This is a genomic window from Streptomyces sp. NPDC090088 (genome assembly GCF_044747345.1).
Taxonomy (GTDB): domain Bacteria; phylum Actinomycetota; class Actinomycetes; order Streptomycetales; family Streptomycetaceae; genus Streptomyces.
Genome location: NZ_JBIVDZ010000004.1, coordinates 326,911 through 347,599 on the forward strand (window position 1 = coordinate 326,911; position 20,689 = coordinate 347,599).

Below are 20,689 nucleotides of genomic sequence, written 5' to 3' on the forward strand. Positions count from 1 at the left end.
TGGCGGCGGCAGAAATCGGGGAATGTGGTGCACCGGGCCCCTCTGGGTCCCCGACGCGTCCCCCGGGCAAGGAGCAGGCATGAGCGGTGACGGCAACACCTCGTTGGGGCACAAGGCGTTCTCCCGGTCCCCCAGTCATTTCGCGGACCGGATCACGGCGGACGGGCGGGACGGCTGGCCGGTCGCGGCCGGGCGGTACCGGCTGGTGGTCAGCCGGGCCTGCCCCTGGGCGAGCCGGGCGCTGGTGGCGCGGCGGCTGCTCGGCCTGGAGGACGCCCTGTCGCTGGCCGTCGCCGACCCGATCCAGGACGACCGCAGCTGGCGTTTCACCCTCGATCCGGACGGCCGTGACCCGGTGCTCGGCATCCGGTTCCTCGGCGAGGCCTACGACCGGCGGGAGACCGGCTACCCGGGCGGGGTGAGCGTGCCGGCGGTCGTGGACGTGCCGAGCGGGAAGCTGGTCACCAACGACTACCAGCGGCTCACCCTGGACCTGGCCACCGAGTGGACGGCACTGCACCGGGACGGCGCGCCGGACCTGTACCCGCTGCGGCACCGGGACGAGATCGACGCGGTGACGGCCGAGGTGTACCGGGACGTCAACAACGGTGTCTACCGGACCGGGTTCGCGCACGAGCAGCAGGGGTACGAGGAGGCCTGCGCGGCGGTGTTCCGGCGGCTCGGGCTGCTCGCCGAGCGGCTGGCCGGGCAGCGCTACCTGGTCGGGGACACGATCACGGAGGCCGACATCCGGCTGTTCACCACGCTGGTCCGGTTCGACGCCGTCTACCACGGCCACTTCAAGTGCAACCGCTGGAAGATCACGGAGAACCCGGTGCTGTGGGCGTACGCCAGGGACCTCTACCAGACACCGGGATTCGGTGACACCGTCGACTTCGACCACATCAAGCGGCATTACTACCAGGTCCACACCGGGATCAACCCGACCCGTATCGTGCCCCTCGGCCCGGATCTCGCCGGGTGGCTGACGCCCCATCACCGGGAGGAGCTCGGCGGCCGGCCCTTCGGGGACGGGACTCCGCCCGGCCCGGTGCCGGCCGGCGAGGAGGTTCCGGTCACGGGGCGGCCCTGACAACGCGGAGGCAGGCATGGCCAAGAGCAGGAAGAAGCTGAAGCTCCCCCTCGTCTACGCGCCCCTCGGCTTCGTGCTGAGCTGGGCCGGCGGGGCGCTGGGCGCGCTGGTCTTCCGCCGGACCTGGAGGGCGCTGCGGGGCGAGGACGACGCGCCGGACGCCCTGGACCGGGACCGCGGCTGGGGTGAGGTGCTGCTCGGCGCGGCGCTCCAGGGCGCCGTCTTCGCGGTGGCGCGCAGCGCCGTGGACCGCACCAGCGCGACGGCCATACAGCGCTCCACCGGGGTGTGGCCCACGGCCCGCAGGGCCGGCCGGGACCTGGTCAGCCCGCCGGAGGCGGGGAAAGACGCAGCGTGAAGGAGTGTCCGGCCGGGTCGGAGTAGCCCCGCTCCTCGTACGGCCCGGCCGGGCCCCGGGTCTCGGTCGGCAGCCCGCCGAGGCCGATCACCCGGCGCTCCGCCTCGTCCAGGTCCTCGACCAGGAGGACCAGGTGGGCCTGGAGGCTGGCCTCGGGGCGCGGCCAGCTGGGCGGGGTGGCGTTGCCGTCCCGCCGGAACGCGATCCGGACCCCGTCCGCGCCACGCACCTCGACCAGTTCGGTGGACACGTCACCCGGCTCGCCGTCCAGTAACTGCCGGTAGAAGTAGGCGAGTTTCTCGGGTTCGGCGCAGTCGAGCACCACGACGGCCGCGGTCACCAGTGTCATGTTTCCTCCCTGGGCAGGTCCTGCCGGTGCGTCTGTCCCCGATCACGGGAATCAGTCGGCCGCCGGTCGACTTCCGTCACGGCCGTCAGGCGCCTTGGCCCGCCCGGATCTGGGCGAGCCGCGCCTCGGCCGCCGTCAGCAGCAGGTCCAGGGCGGCCGGGTAGGAGCTGCCCCGCATCGAGGCCACGAGATGGCGGGCGGTGGCCGCGATGTTCGGGTGGGTGGCGGCGGGCAGCCGGGCGTAGGTCGCCCGCCACACGTCGGCCTCGGCCTCCCGGGCGGGCTCCGGCAGCGCGGTGGTCGCGGAGTCGAGGGCGCCGTAGGCGAGGGCCTGGTCGACGAAGGCGTGGTAGACGCGGACCGCCTCCGGGTCCGGGAAACCGGCGTTCCGCAGCACCCCGAGGATGGTCTCGACGGCCTGGATCTCGTACGTCCGTCCGGTCACCCGGTGGGCGCTGAGCCCGGCCGCGCGGGGATGCGCGAGGGCGCCCGCGTGCATGCGCAGGCCCAGGTCGCGCAGGTCGGCGCGCCAGTCGCCGGTGGGCCGCCAGAGGCGCAGGGTACGGCCGATCAGCTCGTCGGCGACGGCCAGCATCAGGTCGTCGGTGTGCCGGAAGTACCGGTAAAGGGAGCTGGGGTCGGCGCCCAGGGCGCGGCCCAGGCGGCGCACGGACAGGGCCTCGGCGCCGTGCTCCTCGATCAGCCGCATCGCGGTCTCGACGATCAGTTCCTCGGACAGGACCACGCCCTGTTTGGTGGGGCGCCTGCGCTGCCGGGCGCCGGCCGCGACGACTCGTTCGCTCATGGAGCCTCCCTTCTGCTGGCGCACCTTACGACAACACCGTTGACCTGTGAAGTGCACCGGCAGTTTCATGTCCGGTCACCGGGGCCGACCAGTCCGGCCCCCCGGTGCGAGCGGAGTGCTGGCCATGACCGACAAGCCCTACACAGTCGACCCCCCTGAGTTGCGCAGATCCCTCGGTGTCCTCGACGGCATCGCGGTGGCCGCGTCCAGTACGGCCGCCACCACCAGCATCGGCATCGGTCTGGGGGTGACGGCCGGGGTGGTCGGGCTGCATCTGCCGGCCATCATGCTGCTGGCGTTCCTGCCGGTGCTCGGTATCGCGGGCGCCTACTCCCGGCTGAACCGGGTGGAGCCGAACGCGGGCAACGGCTATGTGTGGGTGGGCCGTTCGCTCAATCCCTGGCTCGGCTTCATGGTCGGCTGGGTCAACATCGTGGCGACGGTGGCCTTCCTCGCGTACACCACGGCGGTCACCGGCTCGGCGATCCTGCAGCTGGCGGGCGAGGCCGGGGTGCACCGGGTCGGCTCGCTCGCCCTGGACCCCGGTTCGACGGCGCAGACCACGGCCGTCGGCATCCTCGTCCTGATCGCCGTCACCCTGACCGCCGTCACCGGTATCCGCACCGCGGCCCGGCTCCAGACCGGGCTGCTGGTCTTCGAGTACGTGGTGCTGCTCGGGTTCTGCGGGTACGGCATCGTCACCGGACCGCACCCCTTCAGCCTGAGCTGGTTCGACCCGTTCGCGATCCCCTCGGCCACCGCGCTCGCCCAGGGCCTGCTCCTCTCGGTGTTCTGCTACTGGGGGTTCGAGGCCGCGTTCAGCGTCAACGAGGAGGTCCGTGACCCCCGGGACGCCTCCCGGGCGGGCCTGATCACCCTGGTGACCATGCTGGGGCTGTTCCTGCTGGGCTCGGTGGCCTTCCAGCGGGTGCTCTCGGAGAAGGAGCTGGCCGGGCACGGGGCCGAGGGGCTGGCGTTCTTCGGCGACCGGCTGGCCGCGCAGCCGTGGGCCGCGCTGCCGCTGGTGGCGCTGATGTTCTCGGCGGTGGCCTCGCTGCAGGCCGGGGTGATCCCGACGGCCCGGGGCATGTTCGCGATGAGCCGGGACCGTACCCTCGGGCCGGTCTGGTCCAGGGTCAGCGCCAGGTACGGCACCCCGGCGGCCGGGACGCTGCTGATCGGGGCGCTGGCCACGGCGGTCGCCGCGCTCGCCCTGGTGATCCCGCGGCTGGCCGACATGATCATGGCGACGGTGAACGCTGTCGGAATCGTCGTCGCGCTGTCGTACGCGCTCACCGCGCTCGCCGCCGCCGCGCGCTTCCGTTCGCTGCTGCGCGAGGACTGGCGGCAGGGCCTGCGGGCGGTGGTGCTCCCGGCGCTGAGCGCCTGCGCGCTGCTGGGCCTCGGCGGCTATCTCGGCTGGTCCTTCTACAGCTCGGCCGACCACTTCGAACTCAGCCCGGACAACGGCTGGTTCCTGCTGACCACCCCGCTGCTGATGATCGGGTCCGGGTTCGCCGCTGCCGCCTGGGCGAAGTACGTGCGCCGCTCGCCCTACTTCCGCACCGGCGAGGGCACGGACGCCGACGCGCCGCGCCTGCTCACGACCTCCAACTAAGGAACAGGAAACATGCACGCAGATCTCCTCTTCACCGGCGGCCCCGTCCTCACCCCCGAGGGCCGGACGGCGACCGCCGTCGCGGTCACCGGGGAACGGATCACCGCCGTCGGGTCCGCCGAGGATCTCCGGGAACTCGCGGGGCCGCGCACCGAGGTGGTCGACCTCGCCGGGCGGCTGCTGCTGCCCGGGTTCCAGGACGCGCACGTCCATCCGGTGCCGGCGGGGCTGGAGCTGACCCAGTGCGATCTGTCCGGGCTGCGGACCGCCGAGGAGACGGTGGCCGCCGTGCGTGCCTATGCCGAGGCGCGTCCGGAGCGGGAGTGGGTCCTGGGCGGCGGCTGGTCCATGGAGGCGTTCGCGGGCGGTACGCCGACGAAGGAGCTGCTCGACTCCGTCGTACCGGACCGGCCGGTGTATCTGCCCAACCGGGACCATCACGGGGCCTGGGTCAACAGCCGGGCCCTGGAGCTGGCCGGGATAGACCGCGACACGCCCGACCCGGCCGACGGGCGGATCGAGCGGGACGCGTCCGGCGTGCCGAGCGGGACGCTCCAGGAGGGGGCGATGCAGCTGGTGGGGCGGCTCGCACCGGCGGCGGGTCCGGCGGACCGGCTCGCGGCGCTGCTGCACGCCCAGCGGCATCTGCACTCGCTCGGCATCACGGCCTGGCAGGACGCGCTGGTCGGGGAGTTCCTCGGCATGGACAACCCGGCCGAGGCGTATCTCGCGGCGGCCCGGGACGGTTCGCTGACCGCGCGGGTGGTGGGGGCGCTGTGGTGGGACCGGGAGCGCGGCGCCGAGCAGATTCCCGAACTGGTGGAGATGCGGGACGCGTTCAGCCACGGCCGGTTCCGGGCGGGCACGGTGAAGCTGATGCTGGACGGGGTCGCCGAGAACGGCACGGCCGCGCTGCTCGACCCGTATCTGGACAAGTGCGGCTGCGCGACGGGCAATCGGGGCAAGAGCTTCATCGACCCGGGTCAACTGCCCAAGTACGTGACCGAGTTGGACGCGCTCGGCTTCCAGTGCCACTTCCACGCGCTCGGCGACCGGGCGGTACGGGACGCGCTGGACGCGGTCGAGGCGGCGCGGACCGCCAACGGGATGAGCGACACGCGGCCCCACCTGGCCCATCTCCAGGTGGTGCACCCGGCCGACGTGCCGCGGTTCGCCCGGCTCGGCGCCACCGCGAACATCCAGGCGCTGTGGGCCGCGCACGAGCCGCAGATGGACGAGCTGACGATTCCGTTCCTGGGGTCCGAACGGGCCGGGTGGCAGTACCCGTTCGGGTCGCTGCTGCGCTCCGGGGCCCGGCTCGCGGCCGGCAGCGACTGGCCGGTGAGCAGCCCCGACCCGCTGCAGGGCATCCATGTCGCGGTGAACCGGGTCGAACCGGGCGGCGACGCGCCGGTGTTCCTGCCCGAGGAGCGGCTGGGCCTGGCGGACGCGGTCACGGCGTACACGGCCGGTTCGGCGTACGTGAACCACCTGGACGACACCGGCCGGTTGGCGGCCGGGGCCCTCGCGGACCTGGTGGTGCTGGACCGCGACCCGTTCGCCGGAGATCCGGAGGGCATCGCGGACACCCGCGTCGCGCACACGTACGTGGGGGGCGCGCGAGTGTACTCAACTCCGGAGTGATCAGCAGTAACAGGCGTCACGGCGTAGGTGGGGCGTAGATCATTTACGCTCTGGGCAGCCTCGTACCGCTTCACGGCTCAACTTTCGAGCCACGAAGGCCAGTTCGAGTGCACGGGTGGCCGACGGGCCACCCGTTCGCAGGGCCGGGGGGACTCTGCGCTCTGTCTCCCGAAAGGAAGCACATGCCCCAGGACGTCACCTTCGACCTGCCCTTCGACACCCCCGTCAGCGAGCATCTGGAGTACGCCCGGGCCCGGCATCTGCGCTGGATCTGGGACATGGACCTGGTGCGCAGCAAGGCGGGGTTCGAGGAGTACAAGTCGTGGGACCTGCCGCAGGCCGCCGCCCGGACCTATCCGCACGCCTCGGCCGAGGACATGGTCGTCCTGATGAACTGGTTCTCGCTGGCCTTTCTCTTCGATGACCAGTTCGACGCGAATCGGCCGGACCGCGCCGACCGGATCGCCGACGTCGCCCGGGAGCTGATCGCCACCCCGCTGCGCCCGTCCGGCATCCGGCCCCGGGTGGTCTGCCCGATCACGATGGCCTGGGCGGAGGTCTGGCAGCATCTCTCCGATGGCATGTCCCTGACCTGGCGAACGCGGTTCGCGGCCTCCTGGGGCCGGTTCCTGGTCGCGCACTGCGAGGAGGTCGACCTGGCGGCCCGCGGGCTGGCCGGCACCCTCGGTCTCGACGAGTACGCGGCCTTCCGGCGCCGTACCGTCGGCATCCACCACAGCATCGACGCGGGCGAGCGCAGCCGCCGGTTCGAGGTGCCGGCGCAGGTGCAGGCGCATCCGCTGATGGAGCGGATGCGTGACCTTGCCTCGGACACCATCGGGTTCATGAACGACATCCACTCCTTCGAGCGCGAGCGGCGCCGGGGCGACGGCCACAACCTGATAGCCGTGCTGCACCGGGAGCGCGGCGGCTCCTGGTCGGACGCCATGCAGGAGGCGTACCGGATGACCACCGTCTGCCTCGACGAGTACGTCGAACTGGAGACGCGGGTGCCGCGGATGTGCGACGAGCTGGGGCTCGACGAGAAACAGCGGGACGCGGTGCGGATGGGCGTGGAGGCCATCCAGCACTGGATCAACGGCAACTACGTGTGGGGCCTGTCCTCGGGCCGGTACGCGGCGGCCAAGGAGGGTCCGGCGGCCGCGGCCGAACTGGCCGGGCAGGGTTCGGTGGACGACCTGCTGGCGGTGTGAGCCGACGAGGGCCCGGGGCCGCCGTCCGGCAGGACGGCGGCCCCGGGCCGTGCTTCGTGCGCCCCTCAGGCCGCGAACTCGACCGGCAGGCTGTCCAGTCGGGACTCCCAGGTGGAGGCCGTCGAGGTGAGTTCCCCGGCCGGTACCGCCAGGCGCAGCCCGGGCAGCCGGTGCAGCAGGACGTCCACGGCCGTCTCGATGATGCCCTGGCCGATGTTCTGGCCCGGGCACTCGTGCGGCCCGGCGCTGAACGCCAGATGGGACTGGTTGCCGGCGACGGAGGCCGCCAGGTCCGGGCGGATCAGCGGGTCCACGTTGCCGGCGGCCAGCCCGAGGAGCAGCATGTCGCCCTCCTTGACCGGGCAGCCGCCCAGCTCCAGGTCGGAGGTGGCGAACCGGCCCGGCAGCACGGCCAGCGGCGGGGTGTTCCACATGACCTCCTCCACCACGGAGGACATGTTCAGCTGGCCGCTGACCAGACCGGAGCGCAGGGCGTCGTCGGTGAGGACGATCTCCAGCACCCGGGCCAGCAGGTTGCTGGTGGTGGTGTGGGCGGTGATCAGCACCAGCCGCAGATGCTGCACGATCTCGTCCTCGTCGAGACCCGCGTGGTGCTCGATCAGACCGCTGGTGAAGTCCGAGCCGGGCTCCGACCGCTTGCGGGCGGCGAGTTCGGTGAGGATGGAGACGATCTTGTCGTTGTGCGCCAGGGCGTCCGCGCCGCCCTTGATGACCTGGGCGCTGGACTCGGCGAGGGTGCGCCCCTCGCTCTCGGCGAGCCCGAAGACCCGGGTGAGCACCAGCATCGGCAGGTACTCGGCGAACTCCGTGACCAGGTCGGCGCGGCCGGCGCCGGCGAAGGCGTCGATCTGCTTGTTGGCGAAGTGCGTGACATGGCGGCGGATGCCCCGCCCGGCCACCTTCAGCAGGTTGTCGGTGACCGCGCCGCGCAGCCGACGGTGCGGTTCGCCGTCCTGGGAGACGCAGTCGGGCCGCCAGCCCACCATCTGCATCAGCGGGGAGACCGGGGAGACGTTCCCGTCCAGCCAGTCCCGCCAGATCCGTGAATCGCGGCTGAACTGGAGCGGGTTGTCGAGGACCCGGCGGTTCTCCCGGTAGCCGAGCACCAGCCAGGCGGGCACGTCGCCCTCCACCAGGATGGGGGCGACGGCCCCGTACGTCTCGCGCAGCCGCTCGTAGATGCCGTGCGGGTCCCGCTCCGCGTCGGGCCCGTACAGGCGGGTGACCCCGGTGCCGTGGGCCACCGGGCAGCCGCCGGTGGCGCCCGGATCGTGCGGCGCGCTCATCGGGACTCCACGGATACCGCCGAGCGCTCCTGCAGATGCTGGATGAGCGCGACGAGGACGTCCCGGCTGGAGGCCCGGTCGCGGGCGTCGCAGGCCACGATCGGGGTGTGCGGGGAGATGTCGAGGGCGTCCCGGATCTCCTCGATGGGGTGCTGCGCGGAGTCCGGGAAGACGTTCAGGGCGATGACGAACGGCACGTTCTGCCGCTCCATCTCCTCGATGGCCCGGAAGCTGGAGGCCAGCCGGCGGGTGTCCACCAGGACGATCGCGCCGAGCGCGCCCTTGAACAGGCCGTTCCACAGGAACCAGAACCGCTCCTGTCCGGGGGTGCCGAACAGGTACAGCATCAGGCTCTCGTTGAGGCTGATCTTGCCGAAGTCGAGGCTGACCGTGGTCTCGGCCTTGTCCGCGACACCGATGAGGTTGTCGACGCCGACGGTCGCCTGGGTGAGGGTCTCCTCGGTGGTGAGCGGCTTGATGTCGCTGACGGAGCGGACCATGGTGGTCTTCCCGGTGCCGAACCCCCCGGCGATCATCACCTTGACCGAGCGGGTCCCCCCGGCACCGGGGTCGCCGGGATGGTCAAAGCCTTTCAAGTCCACTGAGTACCTCCTGGAGGAGCGCGAGGTCGGGCCCGCGGCCGGCGTGGTGGGCCGGAATGGGATCACGGGCTTCAATACGGCCTGCGTCCAGCAGATCCGCCAACAGCACCGCGAGAATGTTGAAGGGCAATCCGAGATGGGCGGTGAGTTCGGCCACCGACAGCGGATCACGGCAGCGCCGGACTATCTCCTCGTGCTCGTGCTGCATCCCCGGGACGGGAGCGGTACGGGAGACGACGAGGGTGGCCACATCGAGGCTCGACGCCGACCCGCCCGGTCCACTGCGTCCTCCGGTGAGGACGTAGTAACGCTCGAGACCGGACGGATCCGTTGGCCGGCGGGGAGCACTCATCCAGAGTGCTCCTCCAGGCGCGGAGAGGTGCCGAGCAGCTCGCCCATCCGCCGGGACAGGTCCCTCATCTGATGCCCGAGCAGGCCCTGGTCGAGCCCCTCGCGGGCGAGGACCCCGAGATACGTCTCCACACCGGCCCGTACGACGAAGAGGTGACCGCCGTCGACCTCGATCATCGCCAGCCGCAGCTGCCCCGCGTACTTGGGGAACTGCTCGGCGACCGGCTGGGCGAGGGCCTGCAGCCCAGCCACCACGGCCGCGAAGCGGTCCACGTCGTCGGGGTCCTCGGCGCCGAAGGAGGTGATGGCCTTGCCGTCGCTGGAGGCCACGAGGGCGAAACGGATCTCCGGGATGCTCTCCACCAGATCGCGGAGCGCCCAGCTCACGTCGGTTCCCTGTTGCGTCATGTGGACTAGTCGCTCTCTTCAGTGCGGCGCTGTGTGGACTCGCGTCCGGCGGCGGCGTCATCGGCGCCGTCCGGGGTCGCGGGTGCCACGGCGTCTCGGTCTCCGGTCAACTCGGCCTCGCTGTCCGCCTCTTCGTCCGCCAGGGGCGCGCGGCCCGCGGTGGCGAAGGCGGCCAGGCCCGCGAAGGACTCCTCCGGCGGGACCGCGGTGAACGCGGTGCCCTCCGTGCGGGCGGTGCGCGGCTCGGGCCGCTCCTCCTCCTCGCGGCGCCGGCTGCGCCGGCGGGGCAGTCCGCCCGGGGTGGTGTCCGGGGCCTCGCCGGCCTCCGGCCGGCTGACGGTCTCGACGGCGACCGGGCCGTGCGCCTGCGCCGGGGACGCGGCGGCGGGGGCGGCCGACGCGGGGACCTGGGCGGGGGCGGCCGCGGGCAGCGGGCTGAAGAACTTGTGCGGGACCACGACGACGACCGAGGTGCCGAGCCAGGGCGAGTCCGCGAAGGTGACCCGGATGCCGTAGCGGCGGGCGAGGATGCCGACGACCCTGAGGCCGATGTTGGCGTCCTCGGAGATGCCGCCGATGCCGGGTCCGGCCGCGGTGCCGGCGAGGGAGTGCTCAGCCTCGCGCTTCTTCTCCTCGCTCAGGCCCTTGCCGGAGTCCTGGATCTCGATGCCGACGCCGTTGGGCACCTCCTTGCCGGAGACGACGACCGGCTCGGTGGGCGGCGAGTAGCGGGCCGCGTTGTCCAGGAGGTGGGCGAAGATCAGGGTCAGGTGGTCCACCAGACCGCCGTCCACGCCGAGTTCGGGCAGGTGCCGGACCTCGACGCGGTGGAAGTCCTTGATCCGGCCGATGCCGCCGCGCACCACGCTGAGCAGCCGCTGGGGCTCCTGCCACTGGCGGCCCGGGCGGTCGGAGCCGCCGAGCACGCCGATGCTGGCGGCGAGCGAGTCGGCGGGGCCGAGCTCCTGGTCCAGCTCCATGAGACCGCGGGCCACGGCGGGCAGCCTGCCGTGCTCGCCCTGCATCTCGTGCAGCCGGCCGCGCAGCTTGCTGGTCAGGACGTGGATCCGGTTGCCGATGCTGATCACGGCCTGCTCGGCGGAGGTGGAGCGGTTGAACTCCTCCTCCACGCCGATCAGCGAGGTGCGCAGGATGCGGCGCAGGTCGGCCTGGAGGTCCTTGTCGACCTTGGCGCACTGCTCGGTCACCGGCAGCAGGTCGTCGACGGCGTCGCCCTCGCGCAGCCGCTTCAGCGCGTCCGGCAGCTGTTCCCCGGCGAGCCGGGAGATCGCGGACCGCTGGTGCGTCAGCTGCTCCTGCCAGACCTCGGCCTGGTCGGCGAGCTGGGCGTCGGAGGACTTCAGCTGGTCGGCGAGCCGCTCCTCGTACGCCCGGGCCTGCTCGGCCAGTTGGGCGTCGTAGTGGGCGGTCCGCTCGGTCAGCCGGGTCTCGAAGGCGGACGCCCGCTCACCGAGCTGGGCGTCGAACCCGGCGGCCTGCTCGTTGAGCTGGCCCTCCAGGGTGGCGCGCTCGGCCGTGAACTTCCGTTCCAGACCGGAGACATGCTGCTGCCACTGCAAGGAGTGCTCGGCCTGCGAGCTGCGGAACGAACCCTCGGCGCTGCGCAGTTGGCGCTGCGAGCGGATCAGCAGTCGCACGCACACCGAGCTCGCCGCGGTGGCCGCGGCGCCGGCGACGGCCGCGGTTATCCGCTCGGAGCTCATGAACGTGGCGGCGACCGTCCCTCCCCCTAAGGCCAGCGGCATCAGCCACCAGCTGTACCACGCGACAGGGGCCCGCGCCGCCGGCGGCGGAGTGGCGAGTTCCATCTGCATCCTTCGGAGCAACACAATCGAACATCAGCGAACAAGGGCAGTGTGCGAAGGCCGCACTCATGAGTACGTACGGCGGGACGGACCCACCGTGGGGTGCGTCAACTCGCAGTGACGGAGTGGAGCTTATCGGGTTTGAGCCCTAAAGGATCAACCTCGACCGCTCGTGGAAGTGAGGGTTCCGTCACGGTCCGCCAATGGACCGCACCGGCATTTCCTGGACAGCTGTCCAGCTATAGTGGACACCTGTTCAAGAGATGGGGAGGGTCCAACGATCATGGAAATCCTGGCGAACGTGCTGGTCGGCCTGGTGGCCGCGCTGCACGCGTACATCCTGGTGATGGAGATGTTCCTGTGGCAGAAGGCGCCCGGGATGCGCTTCCACGGCTTCGACACGGAACTCGCCCGCCGGACCGCGCCGCTCGCCGCCAACCAGGGCCTCTACAACGGCTTTCTGGCGGCCGGCCTGGTGTGGGGGCTGATCGCGGCCGATCCGACCGGCTTCCGGGCCCAGGTGTTCTTCCTGTCGTGCGTGGTGGTGGCCGGGGTGTACGGCGCGGTCACGGCCAACCGGCGGATCCTGTTCGCCCAGGCGCTGCCCGGCGCGCTCGCCCTGGCCGCCGTCCTCGCCGCCCGATGACCGGACGCCCGGCCCCGGAGGACCCACGGGCGGCCCGTACCCGGGCCCGGCTGCGCGCGGCCCTGCTGGAGGAGTGCGCCGAACGGCCGCTCGCCGAGGTCGGCGTGGCCGCGCTGGCGCGCCGGGCCGGGGTGGGCCGGGCCACCTTCTACGTGCACTACGACGACCTGGCGGCGCTGGCGGTCGACGCCTGCGCGGACGTCGTACGGGAGGCGGTGGACGCGCTGCACGCCTGGCGCGGCCGGCCCGATCCGGTGCACGCGCCGCCCGCGCTGCGGGAGTTCTTCGCGGGGCTGGTTCCGCACGCGGCCCTGTACCGGGAGTTGCTCGCGCCGGGCGGCGGGGGCCCGCTGGGCCGGGTGCTCCACCGGGACCTGCGGGCGCGCAGTCTGGCCGAGCGGGAGCTGGCGGGGGCGGCGGACGCCCCGCTGGTGGCCTCGGCGGTGGCGGCGACCTTCGCCGGGGTGCTGGCCGACTGGCTGCACGGCCTGCTGGACGCCACCGCCGGGCAAGTGGCGGACCAGGTGTGGCAGTTGCTGGTCGCCCTGCACATGAGCCGCTGAGTCTCAGTCGCAGGCGAGGACGCGCCGCTCCTTCGGCCAGGCCTCGACCCCGTGGGAGGTGCGGACGTACGCCATGTCACCGTCGTCCGTCAGCCACAGCCGCCGGTCGCGGAACCGGTATCCGGTGTCGTGCGCGTCGGCGGGCATCGTCACGTCACCGTCGTAGCGGCCGTCGAGCAAGGAGTCGGCGGCCAGCACGCCGTGCGGATCGCGGACGTACGTCCGGTCGCCGAAGGTCAGGAAGACCGCGGACTGCCAGCCGCAGTGCTCCGGACCGGAGGAACTGGTGATCGTGGCCACCGGCACGCGCCGGCCGTGCGCGTCCGTCCAGATGTCGGGCCATCCGGGTCCCGACGTGACGCTCGCCGGGAGTTCGGAGGGGTCGCAGGTGGCGTAGGTCTCCGGTCCCCAGCCCGGCCGGTCCTTCTGATCCTTGGCGACCACGACGGCCACCTTGGTGCGGCCGCCGACGTCGTAGGAGTACAGGACGCGGTCGGCCTCCCGCCGCTCGACGCGGTAGCCGCCGCGCGGCACCTCCGGGTCGAACATGTGGAAGAAGAGCCGGAGGCCGTCCTCGGGCGAGTCGCCGCCGTCGTCGCGGCTCCAGCCGTCGGGTCCGCCGCCCCAGTAGATCTGCCCGTCGCACTCCAGGGCCCGGCCCGCGGCCCCGGAGGCGGTGCGCAGGGCCTGCGGGGTGCTCCCGTCGACCTCCTTGGTGGGGATGTCCAGCGACCCCCGGTACGGCGTCGCCGGTGGCGTCCCCTCCACCACGACGACCGGCCTGGTCCCACCACAGGCCACCGCCGCGGCCATCACCAGCACCGTGCCCGCCACCAGACCTCCGCGCATGCCCGCCCCTGTTCCTCGTCGCCCTGCCGCCCTTCGACGCCGGAGCGGGCCGGAACGTTCACGCGGGTCCGCCAGGTTCCACAGCTTGGCACGATCCTATCGAAGCTTGGCAATCGTGCCATTTCCCGGAGGGGCGTGCCCGGGCAGGCTGGGTGACCATGAACGATGTGAACACGATGCGTGCGATCAGCCAGGACGTCCTCGGCGGCCCCGAGGTCCTGAAGGTGGTCGAGGTGGCGCGGCCGACGCCGCGCCCCAACGAGGTGCTGGTCCGGGTGCGGGCGGCCGGTCTCAACCCGACCGACTGGAAGCACCGGGAGCTCGGCATCTTCCTGGGCGAGCCGCCCTTCGTCCTCGGCTGGGACGTCTCCGGCACGGTCGAGGAGACCGGTGTCGGCGTGGCCGCCTTCCGGCCCGGTGACGAGGTCTTCGGCATGGCGCCCTACCCGTTCGGGCACGGCACGCACGCCGAGTACGCGATCCTGCCCGCCCGGGCCCTGGTGCCCAAGCCGGACGTGATCGACCACGTGCAGGCGGGCGCGCTGCCGCTGGTGTCCCTGACGGCCTGGCAGGCGCTGGTGGAGTACGCCGACGTGCGGGCGGGACAGCGGGTGCTGATCCACGCGGCGGCCGGCGGGGTCGGGCATGTGGCGGTGCAGATCGCCAAGGCGCGCGGGGCGTACGTGATCGGCACGGCGAGCGCCGGCAAGCACGACTTCCTGCGGGAGATCGGCGTGGACGAGCCGGTCGACTACCGGTCGGTGGACGTCACCGAGGCGGTCCGGGACGTGGACGTGGTGCTCGACACCGTCGGCGGCGACACCACGACGGCCTCGCTGCGGGTGCTGCGGCCCGGAGGGGTCCTGGTGTCGATCCTGCCGGTGGGCAGCCCCCAGCTGTACGAGGAGGCCGAGCGGCTCGGTGTGCGGGCGGTGCGGATGCTGGTGGACGCCGACCGGGCCGGGATGCGGGCGGTCGCCTCCCTGGTCGAGGAGGGGAAGCTGCGGGCCACGGTCGCGGGGACCTTCCCGCTGGCCGATGCCGCCAAGGCGCACGAGCTGGGCGGCACCGGCCGGACCACGGGGAAGCTGGTCCTGGTGGTGGACTGACGCGGCCGGGGCTCAGAAGGTGAGCACGGGCTTGATCGCCTTGCCCGTGCTCATGTCCCGCACCGCCCGGTCGATCTCGGCGAACGGGTAGGTGGTGATCAGCCGGTGCAGCGGCAGCCGGCCCTCGCGGACCAGGCGGACCAGGGCCGGGATGAAGGCCTGGGTCTCGCTGTCCCCGAGGGTCAGGCCGACGATCCGCTTGCCGCCCAGCAACCCGTTGACGTCCAGGGAGACTTCGGTGCCGAAGGGCGGGGCACCGACGACGACCAGGGTGCCGCGGGCGGCGAGCGCGTCGACGCCCTGGCGCAGCACGGCGGTGCTGCCGGTCGTCTCCACGATGCCGTCGGCGCCGGCTCCGTCCGAGATCCGCCCGAGCGCCTCGGGGACGCTCTCCCGGGTCGCGTCGACGGTGTGCGTGGCACCCAACTCCCTCGCCAGCTCAAGGCGTTCGGCCACCCGATCGACGGCGACGATCGTGGTAGCGGGGGTGAGCGCGGCCGCCATGACCGCCGACAGGCCGACCGCTCCGGCGCCCAGCACGACGATCGTGCTGCCGGTGCCCGGCTCCAGTACGTTCCACACGGCGCCGACCCCGGTCTGCACCCCGCAGCCGAGCGGGGCGATCGACTCCAGCGGGACCTCCGGGTCGACCTTGACCAGGCTGCGCTCGTCCACCAACGCCCGCTCGGCGAAGGAGGACTGGCCGAAGAAGTGGCCGCCGAGCGGCTCGCCGCCGCGGCTGACGGTGTGGGTGCCGTCGGCACGCCGGCCGCCGATCAGGTTGAGCGGCAGCCAGGTGGCGCAGTAGGCGGGGTGGCCGCCGTGGCAGTTGGGGCAGGCTCCGCAGGAGGTGAAGGACAGCACGACATGGTCGCCGGGGGCCACGCCGGTGACGGCGGAGCCGACGGCTTCGACGACCCCGGCGCCCTCGTGGCCGAGGACTCCGGGCAGCGGGAAGGGCAGCCCGCCGCTCGCCACACCGAGGTCGGTGTGGCACAGGCCGGTGGCCACCATGCGGACCAGCGCCTCGTAGGGGCCCGGCTGGTCGAGTTCGACCTCGGCGAGGGTGAAGGGCGCGCCGCCGGACTCGACGACGGCGGCTCGGGTGGTGAGGGACATCGTACGGACTCCTGGTCTGCGGGCTCAGTCGAGCGAGATGACGACGGACTTGACCTGGGTGTAGGCGGCGAGGGACTCGGGGCCGTACTCGCGGCCGAAGCCGGAGGCCTTGACGCCGCCGAAGGGGACGGCGGGGTCGAGCATCGCCCAGTCGTTGACCCAGACGATGCCGGCCTGGAGGCGGGCGGCGACCCGGTGCGCGCGGGCCAGGTTGCCGGTCTGGACGCCCGAAGCCAGGCCGTACGGAGTGGAGTTGGCGAGGGCGACGGCCTCGTCCTCGGAGTCGAAGGGCTGCACGGTGAGGACGGGGCCGAAGATCTCGTCCTGGATCACCCGGGAGTCGTTCGGCAGGTCGGCGATGACGGTCGGCTTGTAGTAGAAACCGCCGTCCAGGTCGAGGCGTTCGCCGCCGCAGACGATGCGGGCGCCCTCCTTGCGGGCGAGTTCGACGTACTCCTCGACCTTGCGCAGGTGCTTCTCGCCCGCCATCGGCCCGACGACGGTGGCCGGGTCGCGCGGGTCGCCGATCGGGACGCCGGGGACGGCCTCGGCGAGGATGCCGAGCAGGGTGGCGTAGACGGGGCGGGCGACCAGGAGGCGGGGGCCGCCCATGCAGAACTGGCCGGTGTTGAAGACGAAGGCCTTGATGACCGCGCCGACGGCCTTCTCCAGGTCGGCGTCCTCGAAGACCAGGTGGGCGGCGTTGCCGCCGAGTTCCACGGTGACCGGCTTGAGCGCCTGGCCCGCCGTGCTCGCCACATGCCGGCCGATGGCGGTGGAGCCGGTGAAGGCGACCTTGTCGACGCCCGGGTGGCGCAGCAGGGCCTCGCCGGCGACCGGTCCGGCGCCGGTGACGACGTTGACGACCCCGTCGGGGACACCCGCCTCCTGGAACAGCCGGGCCATGTAGAGGGCGCTGAGCGGGGTCTCGTCGGCGGGCTTGTGGACGACCGTGTTGCCGGCGGCGAGGGCCGGGCCGATCTTCGAACCGGCCAGGATCAGCGGGAAGTTGAACGGGGTGATGGCGGCGACCACGCCGAGGGGTTCGCGGCGGGTGTAGGCGAGGGCGTTGAGCTGGACGTCGCGGACGGCGCCGTCCAGCGCGTGGGCGAGGGCCGCGAAGTGCTCGTAGTCGTTGGCCGCGTTGGTGACGTCGACGGCTCCGGCGAGGGTGATGGGCTTGCCGACGTCATGGCTCTCCAGCGCGGCGATCTCCTCGGCGTTCTCCCGGATCAGCTCGGCGATCCGGTGCAGCACCCGGCCGCGTTCCCGGCCGCTGAGCCCCGACCACTCCCCCGCGTCGAAGGCCTCGCGGGCGGCGCGCACGGCGGCGTCGACGTCGGCGGCGCCGGCCTCCGCGACGGTGGTGATCACCTGGCCGGTGGCCGGGTCGGTCACCTCCGTGCGGGCCCCGTCGGCGGCCTCCCGCCATTGCCCCGCGATGAACAGCTGTCCCGGTCCGGTCCCGAAGGTGGTCGTCATTGGCCCACTCCCAGCGTTGATCGCCAAACGTTCAACAAACAGGTTTCCTGTTGGTGGGCAGTCTCACTACAGACAGGATTCCTGTCAATGGTCTAGGGTGCACGCATGGTCGGTACAAAGACAGGCCCCTCGCTGCTGTACATGGTCAAGCAGGTGGAGCTGGTGGTGCGCTCGCATCTCGACGAGCTGGTGAAGCCCGCCGGGATCACGGCGCTGCAGTACACGGCCCTGACCGTCCTGGAGCGCCATGACGGCCTGTCGGCCGCCCAGTTGGCGCGGGACTCCTTCGTCACCGCCCAGTCGATGGCCGATCTCGTACGGTCCCTGGAGAGCCGCGGGCTGATCCGGCGGGAGCGCAATCCGCGCAACCGGCGCGAGCTGCTGATCCTGCTGACCGACTCCGCACGCGAGCTGCTCGCCGGGGTGGCCGGGCCGGTGCGGGAACTGGAGGAACGGATGGTGCGGGAGCTCACCGCGCACCAGGAGGAGCAGTTCCGCCAGGCGCTCAGCAAGGCCTGGCACGCGCTTTCCTAGCGGAGCGGTACCGCTCCCACGTGCCCGTTCGCCGATTGTCGCGCACGCCACAGAAAATGGCGCGCCGAAGCAGCAGACATATGTCAATCGAACATGCTCAAATTCCCTCCATCGAGGGTAACTTGCAGGGCGGGGAACGGAATTGAACCGGCAGGGGTGGGAGGTGATGCCGTCGTGCGCCAGGAACCCCGACAGGACCCCGCGTCGCTCACCCGGCACCTGCGCATCCGTCAGGACCGCGGACACACGGTGCTGGAGTTCCGCGGCGAGATCGACATCGCGGCGGCCACGGAGATGGCGCCGTACCTGGACCGGGTGACCGCGCGGGACGGCTCCCTGGTGGTGATCGACCTGCGGCACATCGAGTTCTTCGACTGCTCCGGGCTGCGGCTGCTCTACCGGGCCCGCAGCCGGGTGCTGGAGCGCGACGGACAGCTCACGCTGGTCTGCACCCACCCGCTGACCCTGCGGGTGCTGAGGGTGACGGGACTGTCGCGGCTGCTGCCGCCGCTGGCGACGCTGGACGCGGCCCTGGACCAGCCGGAGGCCACGTCCGGCACCTTATGACGCTGCCCGCGGGCGCTGTCCCGCGGGCGCTATGTGAGGATCCTCGTGACCTGACCGGCGCCGACCGTCCGCCCGCCCTCGCGGATGGCGAACTTCAGCCCCTCCTCCATCGCGATCGGCTGGATCAGCTGAATGCGCATGGTGGTGTTGTCGCCCGGCATCACCATCTCGGTGCCCGGGGGCAGGGTGACCACGCCGGTCACGTCGGTGGTGCGGAAGTAGAACTGGGGACGGTAGTTCTGGAAGAACGGGGTGTGCCGGCCGCCCTCGTCCTTGGAGAGGATGTACGCCCGCGCCTCGAACTCCACGTGCGGGGTGACCGATCCGGGTTTGACGACGACCTGGCCGCGCTCCACGTCGTCCCGCTTGACCCCGCGCAGCAGCAGCCCGACGTTCTCCCCGGCCCGGCCCTCGTCGAGCAGTTTCCGGAACATCTCGACGCCGGTGACCGTGGTCCGGGTCTTCTGCGGGTGGATGCCGATGATCTCGACCTCGCTGTTGACCCGCAGCACGCCCCGCTCGATCCGGCCGGTGACCACCGTGCCCCGGCCGGTGATGGTGAAGACGTCCTCGATCGGCATCAGGAACGGCCGGTCCACGTCCCGCGTCGGCTCGGGCACGAACTCGTCCACGGCGTCGAGGAGTTCGAGCAGCGCGGCGGTCCACTCGGGGTCGCCCGCCAGCGCCTTGAGCGCGGAGACCCGGACCACCGGGACGTCGTCGCCGGGGAACTCGTACTCGGTGAGCAGTTCGCGCACCTCCAGCTCCACCAGTTCCAGGATCTCCTCGTCGTCGACCATGTCGGTCTTGTTGAGCGCGACGACGATGTACGGCACGCCGACCTGGCGGGCCAGCAGCACATGCTCCTTGGTCTGCGGCATCGGCCCGTCGGTGGCCGCGACCACCAGGATCGCCCCGTCCATCTGGGCGGCCCCGGTGATCATGTTCTTGATGTAGTCGGCGTGGCCCGGGCAGTCGACGTGCGCGTAGTGCCGGCGTTCGGTCTGGTACTCGACGTGCGCGATGGAGATGGTGATGCCGCGCTGCCGCTCCTCGGGCGCCTTGTCGATCTGGTCGAACGGGGTGAACGGGTTGAGCTGCGGGAACTTGTCGTGCAGCACCTTGGTGATGGCCGCGGTGAGTGTCGTCTTGCCGTGGTCGATGTGCCCGATGGTGCCGATGTTCACATGCGGTTTGGTCCGCTCGAACCTGGCCTTCGCCACTGGGGGCCTCCCGTCCGCCTCGGTACCGCCGAGTGCGGCTCAGCGCTACAACTCCTCCTTCCTGTCTAGAGGTTGCGCGGCTCGTCGAACAGGGCGCTCACGGACTCACCGTTGTGAATCCGGCGTACGGCCTCGGCCAGCGCCGGGGCGATGGAGAGGATCCGCAGCTTGTCGGTGTGCTCCTCGGCGGGCACCGGCACGGTGTTGGTGCAGACGATCTCCAGCACGTCGGGCTGCTCGCTCAGCCGCTTCAGCGCCCCGGCCGCGAACAGCCCGTGGGTGCACGCCACCCGGATCGAGCGCGGCCCGAACTCCCGCAGCCGGTCCAGGAGTTCGAGTACCGTGCTGCCCTTGGCGATCTCGTCGTCGAGCACGATGACGTCCCGGTCCGTGACATCGCCGATGACCGAGCTGATGGTGACCCGGTCGTCGGCGAACCGCTGCTTGGCACCGGCCGCCACCTGGGCGCCGATCAGCCGGGCGAAGGCGGCGGCCTCCTTGGCGTTGCCGAGGTCGGGCGAGACGACGGTGGTGCGCGTCAGGTCGTACCGCCTGAAGTGCGCGGCCAGCTCCCGCAGCGCGTGCAGATGGTCGACGGGCACCGAGAAGAAGCCGTGCACCTGCGGGGCGTGCAGGGTCATGGCGAGCACCCGGCCCGCGCCCGCGGCCACCATCAGGTCGGCGACCAGCCGGCCGCCGAGCGAGATGCGCGGGGCGTCCTTCTTGTCGGAGCGGGCGTAGGAGTAGTGCGGCATGACGACGGTGATCCGGCCGGCCGAGGCGCCCCGGGCCGCGTCGCACATCAGCAGCAGCTCCACCAGGTGCTCCTGCACCGGCCGGACCAGGGGCTGGATCAGGAAGACGTCCCGCTCCCGGCAGTTGGCCTGGAGCTGCACCTCCAGACAGTCGTTGGCGAACCTGCTGACCCGGGTCGGGCTGAGCGGCACCCCGAGGTGCGCGCAGACCTCCTCGGCCAGCTCGGGGTGGGCGCTGCCGCTGAAGACGGCGATGTCTCGCACGAT

Annotated in this window: 22 protein-coding genes; 10 read left to right on the forward strand and 12 right to left on the reverse strand. The window is 72.0% G+C overall.

The genetic code is table 11. The features are described from left to right. Window positions 1–79: 79 nt before the first annotated feature. Together ACIPSJ_RS21610 and ACIPSJ_RS21615 are read left to right on the forward strand one after the other, a co-directional pair. On the forward strand, window positions 80–1,093 hold the full coding sequence (locus ACIPSJ_RS21610) for a glutathione S-transferase family protein (RefSeq protein WP_401347815.1): 1,014 nt from the start codon (window positions 80–82) through the stop codon (window positions 1,091–1,093). A 16-nt stretch (window positions 1,094–1,109) separates the two neighbouring features. Then, entirely contained in the window at window positions 1,110–1,451 is a 342-nt protein-coding gene (locus ACIPSJ_RS21615) for a DUF4235 domain-containing protein (RefSeq protein WP_401347817.1), read from the forward strand. Here ACIPSJ_RS21615 and ACIPSJ_RS21620 read toward each other — a convergent pair. Together ACIPSJ_RS21620 and ACIPSJ_RS21625 are read right to left on the reverse strand one after the other, a co-directional pair. Continuing rightward, window positions 1,417–1,800 (reverse strand): VOC family protein, encoded by a 384-nt coding sequence (locus tag ACIPSJ_RS21620; RefSeq protein WP_359222633.1) that lies wholly within the window; start codon window positions 1,798–1,800, stop codon window positions 1,417–1,419. The two genes, ACIPSJ_RS21615 and ACIPSJ_RS21620, sit on opposite strands and share 35 nt — an antisense overlap. Window positions 1,801–1,885: 85 nt before the next feature. Then, on the reverse strand, window positions 1,886–2,605 hold the full coding sequence (locus ACIPSJ_RS21625; RefSeq protein WP_401347819.1) for a TetR/AcrR family transcriptional regulator: 720 nt from the start codon (window positions 2,603–2,605) through the stop codon (window positions 1,886–1,888). A gap of 124 nt (window positions 2,606–2,729) precedes the next feature. Here ACIPSJ_RS21625 and ACIPSJ_RS21630 point away from each other — a divergent pair, with 124 nt between their 5' ends. The 3 genes from ACIPSJ_RS21630 to ACIPSJ_RS21640 all read left to right on the forward strand — a co-directional run bounded on the left by ACIPSJ_RS21630 (window position 2,730) and on the right by ACIPSJ_RS21640 (window position 7,081). Further along, window positions 2,730–4,223: an APC family permease gene (locus tag ACIPSJ_RS21630; protein ID WP_359222631.1), complete on the forward strand. Its 1,494-nt coding sequence runs from the start codon at window positions 2,730–2,732 to the stop codon at window positions 4,221–4,223. Window positions 4,224–4,235: 12 nt separating this feature from the next. Continuing rightward, window positions 4,236–5,867 (forward strand): amidohydrolase, encoded by a 1,632-nt coding sequence (locus tag ACIPSJ_RS21635; protein ID WP_401347821.1) that lies wholly within the window; start codon window positions 4,236–4,238, stop codon window positions 5,865–5,867. Window positions 5,868–6,049: 182 nt separating this feature from the next. Then, entirely contained in the window at window positions 6,050–7,081 is a 1,032-nt protein-coding gene (locus ACIPSJ_RS21640) for a 7-epi-alpha-eudesmol synthase (protein ID WP_401347823.1), read from the forward strand. 65 nt (window positions 7,082–7,146) lie between these two features. Here the strand turns inward: ACIPSJ_RS21640 and ACIPSJ_RS21645 are convergent, their stop codons facing one another. From ACIPSJ_RS21645 to ACIPSJ_RS21665, 5 genes are read right to left on the reverse strand one after another with little or no spacing between them, the layout of a single operon-like run. Further along, window positions 7,147–8,388 carry a cytochrome P450 gene (locus ACIPSJ_RS21645; RefSeq protein ID WP_359222628.1) on the reverse strand — a complete coding sequence of 414 codons (1,242 nt, stop codon included), beginning with the start codon at window positions 8,386–8,388 and terminating at the stop codon, window positions 7,147–7,149. Beyond that, window positions 8,385–8,990: an ATP/GTP-binding protein gene (locus ACIPSJ_RS21650; RefSeq protein ID WP_355709353.1), complete on the reverse strand. Its 606-nt coding sequence runs from the start codon at window positions 8,988–8,990 to the stop codon at window positions 8,385–8,387. The genes ACIPSJ_RS21645 and ACIPSJ_RS21650 overlap by 4 nt, the downstream gene beginning before the upstream one ends. After that, complete coding sequence (locus ACIPSJ_RS21655) at window positions 8,971–9,342, reverse strand: DUF742 domain-containing protein (RefSeq protein WP_355709351.1); 372 nt, start codon at window positions 9,340–9,342, stop codon at window positions 8,971–8,973. The genes ACIPSJ_RS21650 and ACIPSJ_RS21655 overlap by 20 nt, the downstream gene beginning before the upstream one ends. Continuing rightward, window positions 9,339–9,749 carry a roadblock/LC7 domain-containing protein gene (locus ACIPSJ_RS21660; protein WP_046733906.1) on the reverse strand — a complete coding sequence of 137 codons (411 nt, stop codon included), beginning with the start codon at window positions 9,747–9,749 and terminating at the stop codon, window positions 9,339–9,341. Before ACIPSJ_RS21660 ends, ACIPSJ_RS21655 begins: the two co-directional genes overlap by 4 nt. A gap of 5 nt (window positions 9,750–9,754) precedes the next feature. Beyond that, window positions 9,755–11,578 carry an ATP-binding protein gene (locus ACIPSJ_RS21665; RefSeq protein ID WP_359222627.1) on the reverse strand — a complete coding sequence of 608 codons (1,824 nt, stop codon included), beginning with the start codon at window positions 11,576–11,578 and terminating at the stop codon, window positions 9,755–9,757. A 280-nt stretch (window positions 11,579–11,858) separates the two neighbouring features. On the opposite strand from ACIPSJ_RS21665, the gene ACIPSJ_RS21670 reads away from it, so the two are divergent. Then, the gene (locus ACIPSJ_RS21670) at window positions 11,859–12,221 is read left to right on the forward strand and encodes a DUF1304 domain-containing protein (protein ID WP_401347827.1); all 363 of its coding nucleotides are present in this window, start codon (window positions 11,859–11,861) and stop codon (window positions 12,219–12,221) included. Beyond that, the gene (locus ACIPSJ_RS21675; protein ID WP_401347829.1) at window positions 12,218–12,784 is read left to right on the forward strand and encodes a TetR/AcrR family transcriptional regulator; all 567 of its coding nucleotides are present in this window, start codon (window positions 12,218–12,220) and stop codon (window positions 12,782–12,784) included. Before ACIPSJ_RS21670 ends, ACIPSJ_RS21675 begins: the two co-directional genes overlap by 4 nt. A gap of 3 nt (window positions 12,785–12,787) precedes the next feature. Here the strand turns inward: ACIPSJ_RS21675 and ACIPSJ_RS21680 are convergent, their stop codons facing one another. Beyond that, window positions 12,788–13,633, reverse strand: coding sequence for a hypothetical protein (locus tag ACIPSJ_RS21680; RefSeq protein WP_401347831.1), 846 nt, complete (start codon window positions 13,631–13,633; stop codon window positions 12,788–12,790). A gap of 158 nt (window positions 13,634–13,791) precedes the next feature. Between ACIPSJ_RS21680 and ACIPSJ_RS21685 the strand changes: the two genes are divergently transcribed. Beyond that, window positions 13,792–14,742 carry an NADP-dependent oxidoreductase gene (locus ACIPSJ_RS21685; protein WP_401347833.1) on the forward strand — a complete coding sequence of 317 codons (951 nt, stop codon included), beginning with the start codon at window positions 13,792–13,794 and terminating at the stop codon, window positions 14,740–14,742. A 12-nt stretch (window positions 14,743–14,754) separates the two neighbouring features. Here the strand turns inward: ACIPSJ_RS21685 and ACIPSJ_RS21690 are convergent, their stop codons facing one another. After that, window positions 14,755–15,861, reverse strand: coding sequence for an NAD(P)-dependent alcohol dehydrogenase (locus tag ACIPSJ_RS21690; protein WP_355709339.1), 1,107 nt, complete (start codon window positions 15,859–15,861; stop codon window positions 14,755–14,757). A gap of 24 nt (window positions 15,862–15,885) precedes the next feature. Further along, a complete protein-coding gene (locus ACIPSJ_RS21695) occupies window positions 15,886–17,343 on the reverse strand; it encodes an aldehyde dehydrogenase family protein (RefSeq protein WP_401347834.1) in 1,458 nt (485 codons plus the stop codon). A gap of 105 nt (window positions 17,344–17,448) precedes the next feature. On the opposite strand from ACIPSJ_RS21695, the gene ACIPSJ_RS21700 reads away from it, so the two are divergent. Beyond that, window positions 17,449–17,877, forward strand: coding sequence for a MarR family transcriptional regulator (locus tag ACIPSJ_RS21700; protein ID WP_355709336.1), 429 nt, complete (start codon window positions 17,449–17,451; stop codon window positions 17,875–17,877). Window positions 17,878–18,051: 174 nt separating this feature from the next. Beyond that, complete coding sequence (locus tag ACIPSJ_RS21705) at window positions 18,052–18,444, forward strand: anti-sigma factor antagonist (RefSeq protein ID WP_359222621.1); 393 nt, start codon at window positions 18,052–18,054, stop codon at window positions 18,442–18,444. 29 nt (window positions 18,445–18,473) lie between these two features. On the opposite strand, the gene tuf is transcribed toward ACIPSJ_RS21705, so the two are convergent. Together tuf and ACIPSJ_RS21715 are read right to left on the reverse strand one after the other, a co-directional pair. Further along, window positions 18,474–19,667 carry an elongation factor Tu gene (gene tuf / locus ACIPSJ_RS21710; RefSeq protein WP_401347837.1) on the reverse strand — a complete coding sequence of 398 codons (1,194 nt, stop codon included), beginning with the start codon at window positions 19,665–19,667 and terminating at the stop codon, window positions 18,474–18,476. A gap of 65 nt (window positions 19,668–19,732) precedes the next feature. Beyond that, a complete protein-coding gene (locus tag ACIPSJ_RS21715; RefSeq protein WP_359222619.1) occupies window positions 19,733–20,686 on the reverse strand; it encodes a ribose-phosphate pyrophosphokinase in 954 nt (317 codons plus the stop codon). Window positions 20,687–20,689 lie beyond the last annotated feature (3 nt).